Genomic DNA, 21175 nt, shown 5'->3' with positions numbered 1-21175 from the left:
GTATTTTTTGTTATTATTTTATTCACTCTTATATAATAATAAATGGCAATGAAATTCGCTTATTTTTGGTGTAGACATAATACTCTCTCCTTTTTACCTATATCTTTTGAAATACCTTCTGCCTCTTAAGTTCTTTTAACATCCCCTCAACTAATCCTGCTTTTTTCAAAGACTCTATAACCGTTCCCATTTCAATATTTCCTTCAATTCCATGATAGGAAAGGTTCGAAGAAGAAATAAAAGTTTTATAGGAATCTATAACTATTACTTTGGCATGAAGAGCTGCCATTTTGTCTTTTGTGTTTTTGTTATAATCATAAATATTTAAATATCTACTTTTATACAATAGAAGCTTATCTAAATGCTCTTTTTTATTCTCAAAATCATTAAGATATAAATTTACAAATACCCCTTTTCTTGCTTTATTAACTATTTCATCAAATAATTCCATTGCATAGTCTGATATTGAATAGCCAGTCAAAGTTATGCTCTTCTCTGCACTAAATATTAATTCTTTTATAATCACACTGGTCTTCCTTGCATTTAATTTGAAACTATTTGGTGCTGTTATTACAATCTCAACCTTTTCAGTACTTTTGTAATTATATAAACCAATTGCAACTTGAAGCAATCTATTTGCTTCTTCAAAAGATAGATTGGGGAATCTCTTATTAATTTCTATAAGAGATTCCTTAAAACTCAAGTTAAAATCCAAAGTATCATTAATTTTTTCAATATCTGATACAATGGTTTCTATAAGAAGTGCTTCACTTATACTTCCATTCCACATAGTTCTTTCACCAAATCTTTAAAATAACTACAATCTCCATCTATATCTAAAGGTACAACAAGTTTTCTATCTAATAATCTGTTTCCATTTTCACAGGCTGTTTCTGAAATCATTGCACAAGAATGACAAGCAGCACCATTTAATCTTTCATCAGAAGGCTCATTTGCCATACATTCTGGATCTGTTGTACAGGTCAGTGCATTTTCCAATGCCTGCTTTAATAGTTTATTAAAACTCCTTATTTCACCCATTTCAACTAATCCACCTAAAGATCCTTCTTTATCAGCACTTCCAGTATAAAGTAATACGCCACACATGTTTTCACTACTGTATATTCTCTCTTTAATCGCAGAGGATGAATAACCACAAAGCATAGCCATTTCCTTAATCATTAAATGAGCAAAAGTATGTAAGAGAACGTATTCCGCATTTCTTTCCTTAAATTTTGTCCATCCCCTAGATTGACAAAATTCGCTGTAATAACTCTTATATTTTTCTGATAATTTTTGAGTTTTTAGATTTTGCTTCCATTCTTTAACTGTTTCTTTGTTGAACTCAATAAAAATCCCTTCGCCATTTATTTCAACTGCTGGCAGCCAAGGTTCTACTTTACTTTTTGTTAGCGGCACTATATTTTTAGGATCATCTACTTCTGGTTCAGGTGCTTCCATTCTCATAAAACCTAGTAATACCATTACTTCTCTTAATCTATGAACTTTAATAATCCTTGAGAAATATTTTGATAGATAATTAGGAACGGCTTCTTCCTCTGCTTTAAAGTATTTTACATTTGTTTGGTATATCATATCATCATGATGAGTAATCGCTGAATATTCCATTTCTTTAATCTCAGTAAACTCTTTTATTTTTTCATCTCTTTTTTTAACTGCAGCATTAAATTCTTCTCTTGAGCATCTTTCTTTAAAATACTTCTCATAAACTTTTGTTACTCCCATTTCACCAAAATCATCCCTATAATTGATAATGTCCCTGTAGTACTCATCAACTAATGAATATAATGGATTTATCCAAGGTGGAATTGATATTGCACTTCTTATTACAGAAAAATAAACGTTAGAAGCTCCACGCTGTGAAGGAATCACTTGTTTTTTACATGTAGAATATACTCCTTTGGAATTTTTAATTACTCTTGGATTATGAGGATGTCTACCACTACATTTTAATTCTCTAAAATTATCTGGACTTGTTGCGCCACTCATATTTCTTGAAGCCCCACAATCACACTGAACTATTAACTCAGCTAATGATGATGTATTTCCAGTAGAAATTAATTTCATACTTTTTTTACAAGTAGTTTCTCCTTTATGAACCCACCATCTCCAAGGAAAATCATCAAGATGTCCGTCAGTACATGCCGTAATAAATCTGGCAGGATATGCTTTAAAACCGCATAAAGGACACACTGGACCGTTTTGAATATATTTATCTAAGTTAAAATTTTCTGTAATATCAAATAAATTATTACACCTACTATTAGAACAAACATGATAGCTTGGAAATGATACTACTGGAATATCCCCAATAAAAGAAGCTTTAGGTGTTTTAAAAAAATCCACTCCTAAGTAAGAAGCTAATCTTGAATCATATATTGTTTTTCCATAAGATGCCCAATAACTAATATCTAAGACTGTTACCGAATCATTAAGCGCATCTAATATGGAGCCTGGACCAAAAGTTGTTATTAATTGGTTAGGTCTTAATTCTCCCAGTTTATTTATTTTCATTCTTATTAGCCTCCTCTGTAAAATAATAAAGTGCCGATGAACTTTCAACTTCTCTCATTGAATTAAGTGTAGGCTTTTCTTTAGGAGTACAATATTCGTTGTAATAATTTAACAATCTATTATACTTTTCAGTATTTTTAATATAATAATATAACTCTTTTTCTTCTTTTGATAAACATTTCCAATCTTCAATAAATTGATTGATTTCAAAAGATGTATCTTCTTTTGCCTTAGCTGATACTACCTTAAGCCTTTCTATTATTACTTTCTTTGTTTCTTCTATTATTTCATTTTTAATATCACAAATACTATTTGCTCCTTTGTTAGCAGCCATAACTTCATTTTTTAATCTTAATAAAGCTACAACTATTGCATGAAGAACTCTATCTCTTGCACGAGCAGAAAATGGTGTTGCAGTAGTTCCTTCTACATATCTATACATATGTGAGTGGAACCCTTTAAAGTTTTCATAGTGAGATAAATCCCTTGGTCTATATGGATTATAAATGGTAACTACAAGTCCAGGAAACTTTCTTCCTATACGGCTTGTGGCTTGAATATATTCAGAATTCTGCTTAGGTTGTCCCATTACAGTCATTAACCCTAGTCTATCAACATCCATACCAACTGCAATCATATTTGTAGCTATTGCAACATCTAAACATTCTTCATTATCATGAGATAGAGTTAATTGTTCTAATAGTTCTGCAATCTTATAAGAAGATATACGTGAGGTAATTTCTTTTGTTCTTTTTAAAAATCTTTCCTGATTATATCCATATCTTTTCTTTATTCTTTTTATTCTCTTAGGAATGTCATCCTGTAATAACCTTACAGTACCACCTAATTCTCTTATACTATTAAAATAACCAATTAAAGTATAATAAGGATCTATAAATTCTTTATACTCTTCATCATTTAATAACTCCTTAACTGTTTGAAGTAGCACTGCATATATTCTAAGTACAGTAGTTTTCATTGACTGCCCGCTGGCACAAACTGAACAATATTTTCTAAAGGGCTTATCAGCTAAACTAATTTCTTTAATAAAATAACTATCTCCAATATCAAAACCACTTGGTGGAAATTGAGAAAAACTATTTCTTCCATATAAACATCTTATTTGTTCATCTGCGTTTTTTATAGTTGCTGTGGAAACTATATATTTAGGTAATATTTTCTTCCCATTTCTAGTAAATGAACACATTTCTTCTATTACAGTTTCATAACCGCCATATATTGTTCCAAGAGGACCTGTTATAAGATGTAATTCATCTTGAACTATAAGTTCTGGTGGATAGAATTGTCTTGTTTCAACAACTTTAGCTGCACTTAAATTTTCTTTTTTATTATGGCGATTTGGATGGTCTTCTCCACAAGCTATATATCCATGCCTTTCACAAACTCTATCTGTTCTACCGAAGATTAATCCAGTTTTTTCATCCCAAGGAAGCCTTGCAAACTTATCTACTGTTGAAATAATTACCGTTGGGCATTTTCTATAAATTTCTTCATCTACAATATAAACTGGTATTGGCTTTTCTTTATATTTAAAAAAATGACAATTAGCATCGTGACAATAAATATTTACTTCTCCTTTTTCAATGTCAATTTCATAATCCTCTTTATTTATTGCACTCCCACAGAAAGGACAAGTAATAATTTGCTTAGTAAGTTTATTTACTGCTTTATCACTAGCTGTTGGATCTTCTTTATTAAACTTAAATTCATTAAAACTATTTGGAGTTACTCCACCTCCAACCCAAAATCCTATTGAAATTGGTGATTTACCATAATCATTTTCATTTTCACTTCTAATTATCTCTGCTGCACATATCATTTTGGTTAATCTATCACGTTGTTGAGTGGTTAAAAGTCGTAATGTATATCTTAAAATAACTGTTACTCCACCATCTTTTTCAAATTCTTTTTCATTACTTGCAGTTAATCTTCTATGTCCAATTACAAATGCAATCAATCCTAAATAAGCCTCAGTCTTTCCTCCTCCAGTTGGAAAGTAAAGCAAGTCAACATTTTTTCGTTCATTATCTATAGGATTTATACATCCAGAAATATTTAAAAGTATAAATGCTATTTGGAATGGTCTCCATTTGCTATGATCTTTTTTGCAAAATTCTTCATCCCTAAAACTACACTTTATACCGCTACCATATTTTTTTGAGAATTCACTCATTCCTCTTTGCAAATACATACATTGGTTCATAAAGCAAAAGGCTTTAAAAGCATAATCATTGCTTTCTATTTGCTCTATACCCTTAGAAATTCTATTATAAGCTTCTAGGCATGAATTTATAATCTTATCTCCTCTGTCTCTAAACCCCTCTTCTTGCATTTTGAAATTACTTTTTAAAGCATTAATCCATTTAAAATAATCACTATTTAAAGCTTTTAATCTGCTAATTGTTTCAGCTTTATTTGAAGGCTTAGCCATAAACTTCATAGAAAAATAATCTTCTGAAAATCCTTCAAGATTTGGACTAACAGAAGCAATTTCATGTTCAGGTATAAAAACAGTTTTAACCTCTATAGCCTTGTCTCCTTCTGATTTAGTCCAATCTGCAGCGCACCCATTGCCACGAGCATAAATTGGTCTTTTTTCATAATAAAACTCATCTTCTATTTCAATGTCTCTGCAAAGATGTTCCGGTTCAAAAACTGGTTGATTGTCTATTCCAGAAACTATGAGTTCTGCTTGAAACATCACATTTTCAAAATCTCTTTCATCACAGGTCTCTTTCCCATTAACCAAATAAACTGCAACTAATTTTGCACCACTCTTAAGCCTTATTTGTGATGATTTAATTTTAATAGATGGATCATCTTTTAGTGCTATTTCTATATTCTTATTTTTATCTCCTATATCAAGAATAAGTTCTTCTTCCTTTGGAATACGTATAAAAACAGTCCTACCAGTTTTCTTTTTATTTTCTTCATCATTATCTTTATCTGGTTTTATCTTATCTTTATAATATTGTCCCCATTTTACTTTAACTTTTAATTTTTCTATGTCACTATTAACATAAAATCTTATTCCCATAGAAGATTGAAGTTTGAACTTAGCTCCAACCATCTCTTCTATTTCGTCTTCTTCATCATCTATATATTCTTCATCCATTGCTGACATAAAATCATTATCCTCATATTCCACATCAGGAGATATAGAAATTTTCCTAGGATATAGCATTCCTGTTATATAACTGCTTAGTGGTGATTCATCTAACTTCTCTTCTTCTTCCGAAGGTCCCATTAAGTCAATTCTTAAAGCGTCAAGTAGCTTGTCCCTAACTTTACTATAAGATTTATCACTCATTCTCAATTCCCTCCAAATTTTCACTTAAACCAACTGTGTACATGAAAGAATTACCTAGAATAACTTTATCCCCTGCAATAAGTCTATAATCCCATTGTTTTTTATCAGCATCCACTTCTGTTGCACACTTACACCACTTTATTGCTGCTTTAGCCTTTTCAAGAACATCCTTATCTTCTGTTTCATTTTTAGCTTTAATTTCAATTAAATATTTTGAATCTGTAGTTTCCACAATAAAATCAGGATTATATTGCTTACCTGCTTTATAAAACAGTCCCATTTGATTTAGTGGTGGCTTAATCCATCTTAATACCTTTTTATCTTCCTCCAATATAACTGAGAATCTTCTTTCATCATCACTGTCAAAACCATATTCAGGATAATAAGATTTTTTATATCCCGTAAACAAGTATTGTCTAATGTTCTTTTTATCTTTTATATCCTTGTAAAAATCAACACTTCCACCTGGTTTTATATTTTTTACAAAAGGTTTGAAAATAATCAGGTCTTTTTCTATTCTATATATAAATTCTGTATGCTCTTCTTTTGCTGTATAAATTTGCTTTTTTATCTCATTTACTATTAAAGTAGCATATCTTCTTACTACCTTTTTCTTATCCTCATAAGAACCTTCAATAAGCTTAAGATATTGTTCTACAATATTTAATATATAGTCAGCATCTTCAGAACTAAACTCTGGTACACTTTCAAGAAGCATACATGCAAGTTCATTTATTGGATCATCAATTTCTAATGCTACTGCTTCAAGTGTTTCAAGTAATTTATTATTTATAACATCATATCTTTCAATATATGATTGCTCCAATTCAAAGTTATTAATCCCCTTTTTAACTATGATTGGCTTAAACTTTACTGTAGAACTGTATCCTATACTTATTTTAGGTACAGAAATAGCGAATTGCTTTAACTTATTTATTTTTTCAATAAATTCATCTTTTTTGAGTATTGGAGTTTTAGTAATTTTTGCTTTATCTTTAGTCTTTGAGAGTTCTTCAAAGGCTTCTTTTGAATTTTCATCTATCTTCTCTTCAACAGTCTTTTCTAGTTCAAATAATGTCATCTGCTGTATATCGGAGTTATCCTTTGCCTTTACTTCTTTTGCATATGTTTTTAAGTATCCTTTATACAGGTCTTCCTGTATTCTAAGATCACTTATATCCTGAAAGGATTTCATATCTGTATAACTTATTGCTTTTTCAAATAATTCTAACTGTACCTTATTAAGCTCTGGTTCTATTTCTACTGTTTCTGTTTGCTCTATTTCTTCTTCATCCAGGTTACGCTTCTTAAATACTGGATTTGATTTTATTTCATCAACTAATTCCCTATAATGATCATGTGCTACTATATCCAATGTATCCAATTCTTCTTGTCCAGTTATTTTCCCAAAAGGTAAACGTAGTCCCCTTCCTATAGTCTGCAATGCCAATATTTCACTTTTTGCAGCATTTAAAGGAATAATCGTAAATAAGTTATTAACATCCCATCCTTCCTTTAGTTTGTACACATGTAAAACTATTTCAATAGGATTGGTATTCTCTTCTATAGTTAATAGCTTTTTTATATTATCTTCAGTTTCTACACTACCTGTTTTAGAATGTATTTCTATAACTTTACCCTTATACTTTCCATCAAAAAAGGAATCAGAATCTATTAACTGTCTTATTTCCACAGCATGGTTTGTATCTTTGCAGGATATCAAAACTATAGGTTTTACCTGAGGTAATCCATTTTCACTACAGTATTTATAAACTGTGGCTTTTCTATGCTCATGCAGCTTAATACCATCCTTTATTTTCATTTCTTCAATATCTTTTTCAGTAAAACCTGCTGTATTTGTTCTTCCCATAACTACAGGTATTTTAAGAAATTTTCCTGCTCCCTCTGCTAATCCATAGCTGTAAATAATATTTTTATTTGTTGATTTCGGTGTAGCTGTAAACTCCAATCCTAATATTGGTTTCAAATAATCTATAGCTTTCATAGATGCAGGAGCATAATACCTATGTGCCTCATCCATACAAATTACTAAATCGTCAAAACTAGCAAGTACTTCCGCAAAGGACTTTCCTAATGCTTCTTGGAACTCGTGGAACTTAAATTGTACATCTCCTCTATTAAATATTTTTCCAATATTAAAAATAAATATTTGAATCTCTGAAGAATTATCAATTTCTATCTCATCTTGAACATATTTCACTGGATAGGATAAATAATTCTCACCATCATATACCTTAGGTCTTCCCATTTCTGCTTCTAATCCCTTAAACATATATTTACGATGGTGCGGCATTACTTCCTTACGCAGTTTATCATATATTGTATTCCCTGGAGCCAATATAAAAAAGTGCTTGTAGCCTTTAGTTTTATATAAATAATATATGGAAGCCCCCATTAATCTTGTCTTTCCAATACCTGTGGTCATTTCAAAGCAGAAAGAAGGAAAACCAAGATTATCATCTACCATTATCTTGGATTGTGTTTGACAGTTTTCTGTAGCTATTTCTTCTGCCTGTTCTTTAGAATAGGTTTTATAATCTATTTTAGAACATATATTATCTAAAGTTTTAAGAGCCTCAAATTGAGGTTCTCTAAGGCTCATTGCCCAATTTAGTTTATCAACAATACTCATCTTAAATTCCCTCACTTTCAAAGCAACACTTATTTAAAAAGTCTTTTGGAATTTTCTTTATCTCAACATTGTCTGGCAGATTAATATCTGATTGCATTTTGGTACAATATATTAACAAAGATTGCCTTTCTTCTAACTCATTAACGAGAGAGAATACATATTTACTATTAACAAATTCATTAGTTACATGAATAAATCTATTTTCAGAAGACTTTCCTTGAAAATTTCCAATTGGTTTATGCTTAAATCCTTCTATTTTACATATTGCCTCTGCCATCATGTCAAAAGTATAGGATGGATTTATACTGTAAATGGGCAACTTAGAGTTTTTAATAAGTAATGGTTCTGCAAGTTCATAAAATTTAAAACCGCCTCCACCTTGCCAATTAATAATTTTTGATATACCGCTCTTATCTGAGCCATCAACTACACCTTTTAATCTTTTGAGACAATGTGAATCACACTGTGGACCCATTTCAATTCCTATCCATTTTCTATTCATTTTGTGAGCAACAGCGGCTGTAGTTCCTGATCCTAAAAATGAGTCTAGTATTATGTCTCCTTCCTTAGTTATAAGTTCAAGACAACGCTTAATTAACTTTTCAGGTTTCTTGCCTTTTTTAAATGTTACACTTCCTTCATTTGCTATACCTTCCCATGCAATATCACTCCACACATCCGTTAATGGTGATGTTGCAGCTAATTCTCCATCTAATTCCCTAACATTTTTTATATAAAAAGAAATCTGTTGACCATTAACAATATATACATCATCTAACCCGGATCTTTCAACTCTATAAATTACATCTGGATTTTCTATAGACTTCTTCTTAACTTCAATTATTTTTTTACCTGCACCAGTATCACTAATAGCTGTTAAGCGGCATATTCTATGTGCATTGTTTACTATAAATTTATTATAGTTTTCAATCAGCGTTTCAGGTTTTTTACTACGAACATTATTATTTTCTTCAAAAGCTTGTGAAACGGTAATAAATTTCCAGTCAGTATAATAATCATCAGGATTTGCTATCCATTTGTTATAAGCATAATCTGGTGTTCTTTTTACCCTACAAGCATTTTCAATTAATAATTCTCTTTTTTTTGCATAAAATAAAATATGCTCTGCAGCCTTAAAAACTCCTGGATTTACAGTGCTAAAAGCAGAAGGAGAACGAGATATAACTGTTATTCTATTCATATAATTTTTTCTTCCAAATATCTCATCCATAATAATCTTACAATAATCCGATTCGTTATCATCTAAATGAACAAATATTGCTCCATCATCTGACAATAATTCTTTTAATATTCTTAACCTTCTTGCAATCATATCTAACCACTCTGAATGTTCTATACCATCTTCATAACCTATTTCTTCTCCGTCAGCATTAATTCTTGCTCCTGTATTAAATGGTGGATCAATATATATACACTTTATCTTCCCTGCATAATCCTGTTCTAAAGCCTTTAAAGCTATAAGGTTATCTCCATGTATTAGCATATTTTCAGTATTAGGATCACCATAGGATTTTGACTTATCTTCTATTAATATTCTTGGTTCTATCTTTTTCTCTTCATATTTTCCTACCCAAGTTAACTCAAGTTTACCTTGTTTTAGCATTATTGTTCCTCCAATCAAAACTTTAGTATTAATCTAACTATCAAATAAGGATTTATATCAAACTGTTTCTTAAAATCTTCTTTAAGCTTACTTGCTTCATCCTCTATTTCCTGATTAGCTTCATGATATTTTATAATAATATTGTTACGTTCTTTTTCTCTTTCTTCTGCTCTCTTTTTGTAATCTATTTTTTCTTTAAAAACTTTAGTTGCAGCACACTGCTCCATAATTTCTTGTATTTCAGATGTTATAGCTTCTATTTCTAAATTAAACTGTTCTTTTCTAATTTCTGACCAATTATTTATTTTAGAATTATTATACTGAATAAGCCCTTGGTATTGATTATAATAATTTAGAATTAATTCTTCATAGATGTCATTACCACACTTCTCCACTTCATTTTCTTTTATATCTATTTTTTCTACTATGTTCTCATCAATATTTTTAATTACATCACGTATACTTTTTTCGTCTAAGCTTACTTTATTCTTTCTTTCATCAAAAGCACTTAAAACTGGATATATAATTTTATCATTATTGTAAAATCCACCTATAAAAATATATCCGTGCTTTAAATTATATTTATTTAAAGCAGAACTTCTTACTTTAAAAGCTGCTGGTAAATTCATTTTGTTATTTGGCTTATTAACATTTTTCAAGCTCTCATTTTCATCTAAATATTTAAATATATCTGATAGAAATTTTTTATAATATTCACCTTTAGTATTATCTTTTTCCTCAATAAGTAGTGATTTTAATTCTTTAAACTTAGTATTTCTTTTCCTTTCAAAGTCCTTTTCAAGAGCCTTAAATTCTTTATTAAATTCGCCTAAACTATCGCAGTTTTGGTATATTTGTAATATCCTTTTTTCAAAGTTCATTCCTGATTCTAATAATCCAAGTGCCTGATCTGATGCACCAAATACCCCTTGAAACAACATAAATTTTTGAGATAAAATTTCATAAACTCTTCTATCTGCTAAGTTTTCGGTATTTAACAAATTAATTACTACTGTATCATTTTTTTGCCCATACCTATGACATCTACCAATACGCTGCTCTATCTTTTGTGGATTCCAAGGCAAGTCATAATTTATTACAGTATTACAAAATTGTAGATTTAAGCCCTCAGAACCAGCATCAGTAAGCAAAAGAATTTTACAGTTGTTCTTAAAATAATCAACTATAGCATGTTTTACTTCTACATTTCGACTGCCAAATACCTTCCCAAAATTTTTAGCCTTCCATGCTCTGTAAATATCTCCAGTACGTTTATCCGAGGTATTTCCATTAAAAATTAAAACTTCATTCTCATATCCATTTTTTATAAGTTCATTAAAAAGATATTCTTGAGTTCTAACAGATTCTGTAAATACAACTACTTTTTCATCTTTTTCTAGCTCATTTTGTCTTTCAAATGCAATAGATAGTGCTTTAAACAATTCATTTGCCTTTGCATTTTTGTCTATACTTTTAGCTAACTTTATAATGTTATCAACTATATCTATTTCATGCTGAATAAATTCATTTACTTTTTCCTTATCATATAATTCAATAATCTTATCCTCTTCCTCATCTTCACTATCATCATCTAAATATGAGAAAAAGTAATCAAGTCCTTTATCCACGCTTTCAATTCTTGTGCTTTCTTTTAATAATACAAGTCTATCTTTTAAAACTTCAAAGGTATCTGCAACAGCATAACTTGATGAAGCTAATAGCTTTCTTATAACCACTGTAATTAAGGTTCTATTTGAAGATGGAATTGAGTACAAGATTTCTCTCTTTAAATAATCATTTACCATCTTATATAATATAGCTTCAGAAGGTGATAATTTAAAATCAACGGTTATACAAATTCTTTCTTTAAAAGATAAATACTCTGCTACATCTTTTCTTAAAGTTCTATGTATAACTTGGTTTATTTGTTTCTTTAATTCTTCATAGTTTTTATCCTTCAAATATCTTTTCCCATATATCTGTTTATCAAAAAATATTTTCTCATCTATAAAATAAACTAATCCATATAAATCTAATAAGTTATTTTGAATAGGGGTTGCAGTAAGGAGAATTTTAGGAATTCCTTTTGTTAATTGATATAAATTCTTTAATGTCTTTGTCCCCGATTTATGAACATTTCTTAATTTATGAGCTTCATCAAACACGGTAAAATCCCATGCTGTCTTACTGAATATATCATTCCTTTTAGAAGCATAATTATAAGAACATATTATTACTGCAACATTTTTATTTTCTAGATCAACCTTTTCATAATATTCATCCATATTATAGCTGTCAACAATTGTGGAATATATATTAAATTTTTCTTCAAGTTCTATTTGCCATTGTTTTCTAAGATTTGATGGCATAATCAATAAAATTCTTTTATTGCCATTTTGAATAACATATTTTAATACAAGCCCTGCCTCTATAGTCTTACCAAGTCCAACTTCATCTGCTAGTATAATCCCACCAGTTTTTAAAGAAGATATTGCTGAGCAAAAAGCTTCTACTTGATGTGGATTAACATCAATATTAGAACCTATTAAACAACTATATGGATTGTTTTTCAAAAACTCCTTTTTTATGCTTGCATAATGTTGTATAAAAATATTATCTCCCATAATTCTAATTCCCCCAAAATAACGTTACTCTAACATTTCCCTAATCTTTTCTGCAATACCTTTTGCCATTAATGGTGGAACTGCATTACCTATCTGAATAAATTTTGCTGTTCTAGGGCCTTCAAAATAATAATTGTCAGGAAAAGATTGTACTCTAGCTGCTTCTCTAACTGATAAAGAACGACATTGATTAGCATCTGGATGAATAAAATAATGTCCATCCTTTGAAATATGTGCCATCATTGTTTGGGCACTTTCTATATCTCCTGCTACTACTTTGAATCTATCTAAAAAAGCCTCTTTATTTTTATGAGTACATAGCTCTTCTGGCAAATCTGTATATTTTAATCTTCTATGTCCATCATTCCAAGCATTAATAGCCAATCTATATATTTTTCTATCTCTTTCATTATGGTTTCTGCACATATGGTGAGTTAAAATATCATTTTTCTTTCTTATACCACTCCATCTTAAATATTTATTTATAGGCTCTACGTATTCATTAATCTCTTCCCCTGGATTTAATGGACTTAAATCTCTTAGAATATCATTTACTATTGCATTAATTTTAATAGACTGAAAATCTGGATATCTTAATCCGCTTCCTTTTCTCCAACCAATAATAATGATTCTTCTTCTATTTTGTAACACCCCAAAATCACTAGCATTTAATGGTCTTGCCTCTACTTCATATCCAACCCTTTTCATAAAAGCGATAATATTTTTGAAGGTTTTTCCACCTTTGGCTGTAAGTATTCCTGGTACATTTTCAAACACGAACATATCTGGTTGATATTTATTTAAAAATTTCACGTATTGTTTATACAAATAATTTCTAGGATCATCTTCCATGTTATTTTCGTCTCTCGACCTACCTACAAGAGAATATGCTTGACATGGTGGGCCACCAATAATAACATCAATTTTATTAATTTGTTTTTCACGAATTATGTTGTCAATATTGTTAAATATATTCTCAATGGATTTATCTGATATTTCTTGATTCATAACTGTTGATAGTAGCTCATTTGGTACTGAATTATATAATTCCTCTTGAGAAATCTCCCCTCTGAGATATCTATAATACATGTTTATCCTTTTATGTTCTTTTAAATAATAATAGCATGTTCTTGTTTTCAATGTTAATGATGCATATTCATTCATCTCTATATGTGCAATAGGAGTAAAGCCTGCTGAGACAAATCCCTCTGAAAGTCCTCCTGCTCCTGCGAATAAGTCAATAAAATTCATTATTAATTTCGTCCTACTTTCTAAATATTTATTATTTTTTTATATTTCCCTGATATAATACGTGCATCATATGGCTTTTCAGAACTTTCTGGAATTGCCCATACTGAAGCATGTTTTTTTGCTCCTTTAATTCTTCCCTCAGCACATAGTGCTTGTACTCTCCTTGTCCTTATACTCCATTTTGGGGCTGCTTCCTGAACTGTAATGTAATGTATTCATTCATATTACACCTCGTTAATTTAAAATTATTTTATGCCATTATCATTTTATTCGTCTAAACGAAGAATTACAAGAAATATAGAAGTTATTTTTAATATTATTAACTATATGTAAGCTACTTTACGTGTAATATTTCAAAGTCAACCGAGTAGTTATGGATGTACTGATACTTGGTGTACTCTAAAATTCTTTTCTATAATTATTGCCTTTTTAGCTGATAAAAAGGCACATGCTGACTAGAGAGGTCAGAAGTGATGTCAAACTTCTCAGGACCATATTGATTATAAAATTATTATCTTTCTTCTGGCCAGAGATGTGAAAATTCAATTCAACTTTCTTGCTTGAGGAACATCTTCTTTAGTAATTAACATCAAAGATTCTTTGGCAATATTTTCGATCAACTTTAACATCCTCCTCGACAGATTCATCATTATATTATCAAATATAAATTCCGAACAAGACGACCATTTGAAAAGGTCTCATCTTCTTCATTAAATTTCAGTTGCAACAAATCGCGTACTTTTTCAATAGCTTGCTCTTCGGTAAAATAATCATTTTTATTGCATTTGTAATTGAATATTTGAACAAGCTCATCTAGTGAATAATCACTAAATGAAATAAAAGTATTGAATCTTGACTTTAATCCTAAGTTTCATTAAAAGAACCTCTCCATCAAATTAGTATACCCAGCTATGATTACAACTAGGTCATTGCAATAATATTCGAGAGCTTTTGTTAACTCAGTAAGACTTTCTCTACCATGTCTATCACTGTGCTCACTCTCTATTATGCAATATGCTTCATCAATAAATAGGACTCCAACTTTCGCACGATTACCTAATCTTTTGATCTTGATTGCTGTTTGCCCTTGATACTCAGCAATCAAATCATTCCTGCTCGCTTCAATAAATTGTCCTTTACTTAGTAATCCGATAGCTACATACATCTTTCCAACAATACAGCCACTGTATTTTTAGCAATGCCATATACAAAGTTTTATTAGATTTTTTCAATCCGTTTCTCACTCGTAAATGTTGTGTTTGATTATAGTCAATCAAATCATGGACTTGCTACTTCAAATTTTCAAGACCAACCAGCTTGTCTAATTGATTAAGTAAATCACCTAATGAAACGTTTGATGACTCTTAAATTTTCAAAAGCCCATCAACTTTTAATGCTCCTAGATATTTGCATGATATCTCAATAACTTTTTCTTGTTTTTGCTCCATCTTCGGCAAGGATTGTTTCTTAATTAAGATATCCAAGTTTTTGATTAACACTAAAATAGCTTTATCATTTTGTTCATCAGCTATTTCTTGAACTAACTTTTCAAAATCATATGTTGGCCCTAAGCAAACATATATCTGCTTAGCTTTTTAATTAACTGGCATTTGTAATTCTTTGAAATCATCACAGCACCCCATTTATTATCGAAATTACTAGAACACATATTATAGCTATACTAGAAAATGAACTAACTTGTGCAGTCTTTAACGCTTTTGACAATTTTCTTGTCAAAAGGCTAAGCTCTGTTACTTTATTTCTAGCGCTTTATAATTCAGATTCAAGGTATATAGAAATACTTTCTGCTTATTGATCCATTCCAATGAGTGACTCCTTAATAGTATTTTCAAAATTTACCTTATTTTTTGTAATTTTGTTAGTAATTTACTCAAGTATCCCATGTTAAATTATTTGTTTTAAATTCAAGAGTAAATAGCTAGAGTCATCCTTTTTAAGGTAGGCAAAACTGGCTTTAAATACTCTTGCCAATAATCATTATTAATTTCCATATCATGAACCCAATAGTGCCAAGCTGTATTTTAAATTACTGCTTTTTTTTCTATTTATGAAAGCTTTTTCGGCATCTTTTTATACAATGAATCTAGATTAATGAAATAACTTTTCAGCTTATAATCGTAGTCGCACTTTATCCACATATTTATCTTTTCTTCCTAAGAGTTAAAATGCAAATATCCTGATTGCCATAGAAATTATTAATCCAATCATAGGAAAAGGTAAGAATATTGACCTGATTCTTCAATTAAGGCTTAGTCCTATCTAACTCATTTCTGCTGGTATATAAGTATCAAAAAACCAACTACTGTTTAACAGTGCTGCGTACACTGCAGCCTCCCACGAATTTAGTCTTACTTCTCTATTTGACACCATACGATCTTCTAAATCTTCTCTTATCGCCTCTATGCCCCTTCTTCTGTATAGTCTTTTTAGCTGAATCTTATAAGAGGAGAATATATCTGCTGCATGTGCAGAATATAATGAACTTAGTCTAAAAGTAGCAAAATGATTTTTTGCCCTTTTAAATTTTTCATCAATCCATGTGTCAGGCTTGTACACAGTAAAAATAAAACCAATTGGAAATTCTTCAATTATAACTGCTTTTAGCCAAACCTCGTCATTAAAATCATCATAATAAGGGTGTATGGTTTCCTCTTCTCTTGATGCAATTGTTTTAGTTAACTTAACTTTATTGCACTCAGAACAGGATGCCAATAAATTAAATGCAGTCACAGCATATGTAGGATATTTTGTTTTAGGTAAATAATGGTCTAATGTAGATACAGTTCGCTTTCCACACATCGGGCATATGCCATTTGTTGGAAGAAGCATAATTTTGTTATAATACTTTCTTCCACCATCCTGAACAAATTTTGCATCATAAAGCCATACCATGTCATCTTTTGTAGCTCCACCAGATACAGAGTTATGTGTACTAATTGTTGACAATTTCCCTTGATTAGCAAGTTGATCATAGTTTAAACTTGCTTGTACAATTGAATTTTTACTACTCAAAATATTATTTAACCTAACTCCATTTCTCATGTTATAAGTACATGCTTCTATTATTTGACATTGTTTATATTCTATAAAGTTTGGCTTATTAACTTTAATCATACAACTCACCTTCTGTCTGTTCCTTTTCATACATAAGAGATTTAAGCATTATTTTACCTTCTTCCCCCAACTCACCTTCGAATTCTTTTAGTGCACTTTTATAGCTATACTTTTTTAATGCTATATCAGTAATCATTTTATGAAATCCTGAATTTGTAACTTCGAATCCAAATATTTCACTGGTAAGTATGCTTAAATTTTCTCCAAATGTTTCAATTTGAGGCCTATCTGTTACTAATTCATCACCAGATCTTCTAAGTATCCAAACACACTTTTTGGGAACTTCTTGCACTATAACTGGAGAATGTGTAGCCACAATTGCAACCCCATTCCTATAGATTAGTAAGTTTGATAATGCTCTGATAAATGCCGAAACAAGAGGAGGATGCAAATGTCCCTCTGGTTCATCTAATAATACCAAAGTCTGTTCCTCAACAGTTTCAACAAGTTTTGCTACTGTAAGTAAAATAACTTTGTGCCCTGTACTTAAATCCTTAAATTTCGGAACTACTTCCTGCATAAAAATGATTTTTTCTATTCTTTCCCTATATTCTCTAGATTTCTCGTTCTCTATTAATGGATATTTAGTACTTAATTCTTTAAATTCTTTGTCCTTATAACTTACGTTAGACCACTTTTTTACGTCTAGTTCAATAAATGTGTTATCAGATTCTAAAATAGCTATTGCTTCAAACCATAACTTTCTCTTAGAACCCTTTGTTACTATATAAAGACTTTCAGCAAACTCTTTAGATAACTCATCATAGTTTTTTGTACCGTCCTTCTTCGATAATCCTATATGTAAATAGGGTATAATTTCTGATTCTATTTCCATGTATTCATCGAATGCACTAAAGGATACAAAGACTATATTGGCAAAATTATTAGACCATTTTATATCAAATTGCCCATACATTGCATTTGCATTATCATATTCCAAAGACCGTAACATGTTTTTTAATATAGTTGTCTTTCCAACTCCATTCTTTCCAATTAAAACATGAATATTAGTTGGTGGCATTATTTCAGGAACAACACTAAATTCTAATTTAGTTCTTTCACTTTCTTCATAATCATAACAGTTAGGCAAATAGTAACTAAATTCATAATTTGTCAGTCTAGCACCTCCCCATGCCATTCTGTTATACTGGCCCCTAATTGTACTTATTGTTTTATCTCTTAATAAAGATACATTAGTTACATCAAACATCTTTACTTCATCTAGTAAATTCAAATCTTTTGCTATATCATTCAAACTTGATAGGATTATTTCACTAAAATCATTCTTCTCTCTAAATTTATTTAATCTTTCATAGTAAAGTTCAGTTGAACCTACTGAAAAAAAGTCCTTACCTAATTCTGTAAATGTTTCAGGTATTTTTGGTCTTCTTTCACTTTGATTTCGCTCAGCAATTTTTACCCCACCAAAGTTATGACTTATTCCTTTTTCATCTATATAGCACATTTTGTATAATGTTGAGTATGTAAACCAATCGTCCCAACTGTTTTCTATCAAATAAACAATATCATTTTCAGTACATTTACTACCTGAAGATACTACTTTAAAGTTCATTTACTCATATCCTTTCCTAAGTTACACAATTGTTTACCAGCTTAATCTATATTTCCACTCGCTATTCCTAAATAATTAGTTGGTAATCAATCCACTTTCCTACTCATGTCTTTCCTAATTGCATACAATAAACTATCTATTATAATCAATATCAAGCACAATATTTTATAACATGATATTAAGATTATAAATACACCAAATTAGCGATTCAATATCCCCACGCCATACTTAGCCATATTCTTCGTCCCAAAGACTCTAACCTTCAACAACTCTTCCTTAGTCCTTAAATATTTCTCAATCAAATCCTTCAACTCAACATTATTGAATATGAAGGATGCTGCCACATTTTTTATTATGTCTCCTCTTAATTCCTTCAGACACATTGCTATACCCCTTTAATTTATTATAAATTGCATCCACCTGTTCTCTTCCTAAGTAGCAGCAGCTTCCTAAAATCATCATGTTCACAGTTTTTTCTAGCTCATGTCTATTTATCACTCTTATGCCTTCAGAGTATACCTGTAGCTTTTTTAAGGTACACCTTTCACTAAAGGCAATGATGGATTTCATTGTGTTTTTATCTTCTATATTAAGTAGCTTTGAAAGATGCCTAATGTGACTTTGGTTTTGCCAAATTGGGTTGTAGAATCTTTCTTTTCTCCCATTTTTAAAGCTTTGAGTCCAGTTTTTGTTCTTTTCATCTCCAAAAATCCAGCCGCTGTAGTTTTTTGATTCAATTACAAAGATCCCTTTTTCATGAATCATTACTACATCTATTTCTGTAGTTCCACCCTTTTCTTTTGGTACATAAACATTGGCCAGTATTCTTTTGTGTCCTTCTACTTTATTTAAGATGTTAAAAGACAGATATTCCCCGTATAGTCCCGAGTTAAATCTAACTTTAGTATAAGGATACCCAGTTTCTTTTTTGTAATTGCTTTTATTGTAATTTTTAACTTCTATGTACTGAAATAAGGCTACAAATAGCATTATTAGTATAATAAATCCCATAATCTAATTCCCCTTTATAAAACTTGCTTATACAAATAATTATAAGACAAACTAGTTACAAACTTAACAGGTTTTTCTTATAATTTGTTGAAATTCCTCTTATTTTTCACAAAAATGATTTTTTAACTAATAAGTATAAGTAAATTTAAATTTTATGAAAATTCTTTTATTCCTAGTATCTCATAATCGACAGTTTTATTTATTATTTTCCATAGTTTTAGGTATCTGAAATTTAATAAAGGGTTAAAGATGAGAGAGATATTTTCAGCTACTCAAGTAAATCTGTGACTTTCTTTCACCTACATTATGCTTAGAACTTTTCAACTCACTTCCAAGCAACAATCCATTGTTACGAACATCTGTTGTCGAACATTCGTTTTCGTTTTTTATTGAAATTCTTATTTCCTACTATTAAAATATAGTTAAAAGAAATCTTTAACATAATAATGAAGGGGCGAATTTTATGAAAGAAATTAAATGCAAAGAGTTGTATAGATTGCCTGTAACTTCAAATTTGACTCAAGATATATTTGATATGGGCTTTTTAACAGGAAAGAAGCGAGAACTCCTTGGTGTCATTAACAACGAAACTTTATCTCCCAGTCTTCGAATGTCCTGGATTCATCTATACATGGAAGAGTTTCATAAAAAGCAAAAACTTATTTGTGATAGTATAAGACGAAAACTCAATTTAGTGGACTTGGAAAATATAATTACCGTAGATTATGAAGCTGGAGAAATAGTAGTATTAGATATAAGCAAAAAAGAATATGAGAAACTTGCCAAAAAGTATAACTATTTGCTTACCATTATATATAAAGAAGAACACATTATACCCTAGGTAAGTAAAAGATTATTAAAAAACTATTTTATAGCTATGGTGGTGTTTGTATGGTAACTTTCGGTGAAAGATTGAAATATTTAAGACAGGAAAAAAATCTTACCCTTTATAAAGCAGCAAACCTTTTAGGAACTACCAGTTCCACTTTGTGTCACTATGAAAATGATCTACGAAGCCCTAACTGCGAATTTGTAAATAACTGTGCAGACTTTTTTCACGTTTCTTCAGATTACTTACTTGGTAGAGTTCCTATTAGACAGGTCAGCGATTCGACAAATTATGTAAGGCTTAGTGTTAAGGAAGAAGCTCTTAATAAGGACTCAAAGCGTTATATTAATTCCTTGTCACTTTTTCTCTCAAAGTATGATAAATATCTTGAATATAAGGACTACGAACTGTTAAAGATTTTCACTGAAACCCAAATTAAAATTATTGGGTTAAAAAATAAAGAAAAATCTCTTATAATACAAAATAAAGCTGAAAGTAATACTAAGGAAAGTATAGTTTAATTCTTGATTTTAGACATATTCACCTTGTTGCAAAAGCTAAAGAGATTTAAATTGAAAGCCATGTGCTCCCTCCCACATGGCTCCCTAT

The 21175-nt window shown here is 30.2% G+C and carries 15 protein-coding genes; 2 read left to right on the top strand and 13 right to left on the bottom strand.

The features are described from left to right. Positions 1 to 97: 97 nt before the first annotated feature. The 13 genes from J2Z44_RS06450 to J2Z44_RS06390 form a co-directional block, all read right to left on the bottom strand. Positions 98 to 790 carry a phospholipase D-like domain-containing protein gene (locus J2Z44_RS06450; protein WP_021281823.1) on the bottom strand — a complete coding sequence of 231 codons (693 nt, stop codon included), beginning with the start codon at positions 788 to 790 and terminating at the stop codon, positions 98 to 100. Then, a complete protein-coding gene (drmB, locus tag J2Z44_RS06445) occupies positions 772 to 2535 on the bottom strand; it encodes a DUF1998 domain-containing protein (RefSeq protein ID WP_209649427.1) in 1764 nt (587 codons plus the stop codon). Before drmB ends, J2Z44_RS06450 begins: the two co-directional genes overlap by 19 nt. Then, positions 2522 to 5866 (bottom strand): DISARM system helicase DrmA, encoded by a 3345-nt coding sequence (gene drmA / locus J2Z44_RS06440; protein WP_021283635.1) that lies wholly within the window; start codon positions 5864 to 5866, stop codon positions 2522 to 2524. The genes drmB and drmA overlap by 14 nt, the downstream gene beginning before the upstream one ends. Beyond that, positions 5859 to 8519 carry a DEAD/DEAH box helicase family protein gene (locus J2Z44_RS06435; RefSeq protein ID WP_021283634.1) on the bottom strand — a complete coding sequence of 887 codons (2661 nt, stop codon included), beginning with the start codon at positions 8517 to 8519 and terminating at the stop codon, positions 5859 to 5861. The genes drmA and J2Z44_RS06435 overlap by 8 nt, the downstream gene beginning before the upstream one ends. Position 8520: 1 nt before the next feature. Further along, positions 8521 to 10143 carry a site-specific DNA-methyltransferase gene (locus J2Z44_RS06430; RefSeq protein ID WP_021283633.1) on the bottom strand — a complete coding sequence of 541 codons (1623 nt, stop codon included), beginning with the start codon at positions 10141 to 10143 and terminating at the stop codon, positions 8521 to 8523. Positions 10144 to 10157: 14 nt separating this feature from the next. Continuing rightward, on the bottom strand, positions 10158 to 12767 hold the full coding sequence (gene drmD, locus J2Z44_RS06425; RefSeq protein WP_209649426.1) for a DISARM system SNF2-like helicase DrmD: 2610 nt from the start codon (positions 12765 to 12767) through the stop codon (positions 10158 to 10160). A gap of 24 nt (positions 12768 to 12791) precedes the next feature. Further along, a complete protein-coding gene (locus J2Z44_RS06420; protein ID WP_021283631.1) occupies positions 12792 to 14018 on the bottom strand; it encodes a DNA cytosine methyltransferase in 1227 nt (408 codons plus the stop codon). A 649-nt stretch (positions 14019 to 14667) separates the two neighbouring features. Beyond that, the gene (locus tag J2Z44_RS22040; RefSeq protein WP_378109417.1) at positions 14668 to 14766 is read right to left on the bottom strand and encodes a hypothetical protein; all 99 of its coding nucleotides are present in this window, start codon (positions 14764 to 14766) and stop codon (positions 14668 to 14670) included. 126 nt (positions 14767 to 14892) lie between these two features. Next, the gene (locus tag J2Z44_RS06410) at positions 14893 to 15183 is read right to left on the bottom strand and encodes an AAA family ATPase (RefSeq protein ID WP_021283629.1); all 291 of its coding nucleotides are present in this window, start codon (positions 15181 to 15183) and stop codon (positions 14893 to 14895) included. 1115 nt (positions 15184 to 16298) lie between these two features. Next, complete coding sequence (locus J2Z44_RS06405) at positions 16299 to 17153, bottom strand: hypothetical protein (RefSeq protein ID WP_021283628.1); 855 nt, start codon at positions 17151 to 17153, stop codon at positions 16299 to 16301. Next, on the bottom strand, positions 17146 to 18726 hold the full coding sequence (locus tag J2Z44_RS06400; protein WP_021283627.1) for an AAA family ATPase: 1581 nt from the start codon (positions 18724 to 18726) through the stop codon (positions 17146 to 17148). Before J2Z44_RS06400 ends, J2Z44_RS06405 begins: the two co-directional genes overlap by 8 nt. 200 nt (positions 18727 to 18926) lie before the next feature. After that, complete coding sequence (locus J2Z44_RS22035) at positions 18927 to 19109, bottom strand: HRDC domain-containing protein (RefSeq protein ID WP_082206927.1); 183 nt, start codon at positions 19107 to 19109, stop codon at positions 18927 to 18929. Further along, entirely contained in the window at positions 19045 to 19737 is a 693-nt protein-coding gene (locus J2Z44_RS06390) for a nuclease-related domain-containing protein (protein WP_021283626.1), read from the bottom strand. Before J2Z44_RS06390 ends, J2Z44_RS22035 begins: the two co-directional genes overlap by 65 nt. 463 nt (positions 19738 to 20200) lie before the next feature. On the opposite strand from J2Z44_RS06390, the gene J2Z44_RS06385 reads away from it, so the two are divergent. Then, the gene (locus J2Z44_RS06385; RefSeq protein ID WP_021283625.1) at positions 20201 to 20578 is read left to right on the top strand and encodes a hypothetical protein; all 378 of its coding nucleotides are present in this window, start codon (positions 20201 to 20203) and stop codon (positions 20576 to 20578) included. 50 nt (positions 20579 to 20628) lie between these two features. Then, the gene (locus tag J2Z44_RS06380) at positions 20629 to 21087 is read left to right on the top strand and encodes a helix-turn-helix domain-containing protein (RefSeq protein ID WP_021283624.1); all 459 of its coding nucleotides are present in this window, start codon (positions 20629 to 20631) and stop codon (positions 21085 to 21087) included. Positions 21088 to 21175 lie beyond the last annotated feature (88 nt).

It is taken from the genome of Clostridium punense, assembly GCF_017874425.1.
Classification (GTDB): Bacteria; Bacillota; Clostridia; order Clostridiales; family Clostridiaceae; genus Clostridium_J; species Clostridium_J punense.
This window is presented reverse-complemented; position numbering and strand designations above follow the sequence as displayed.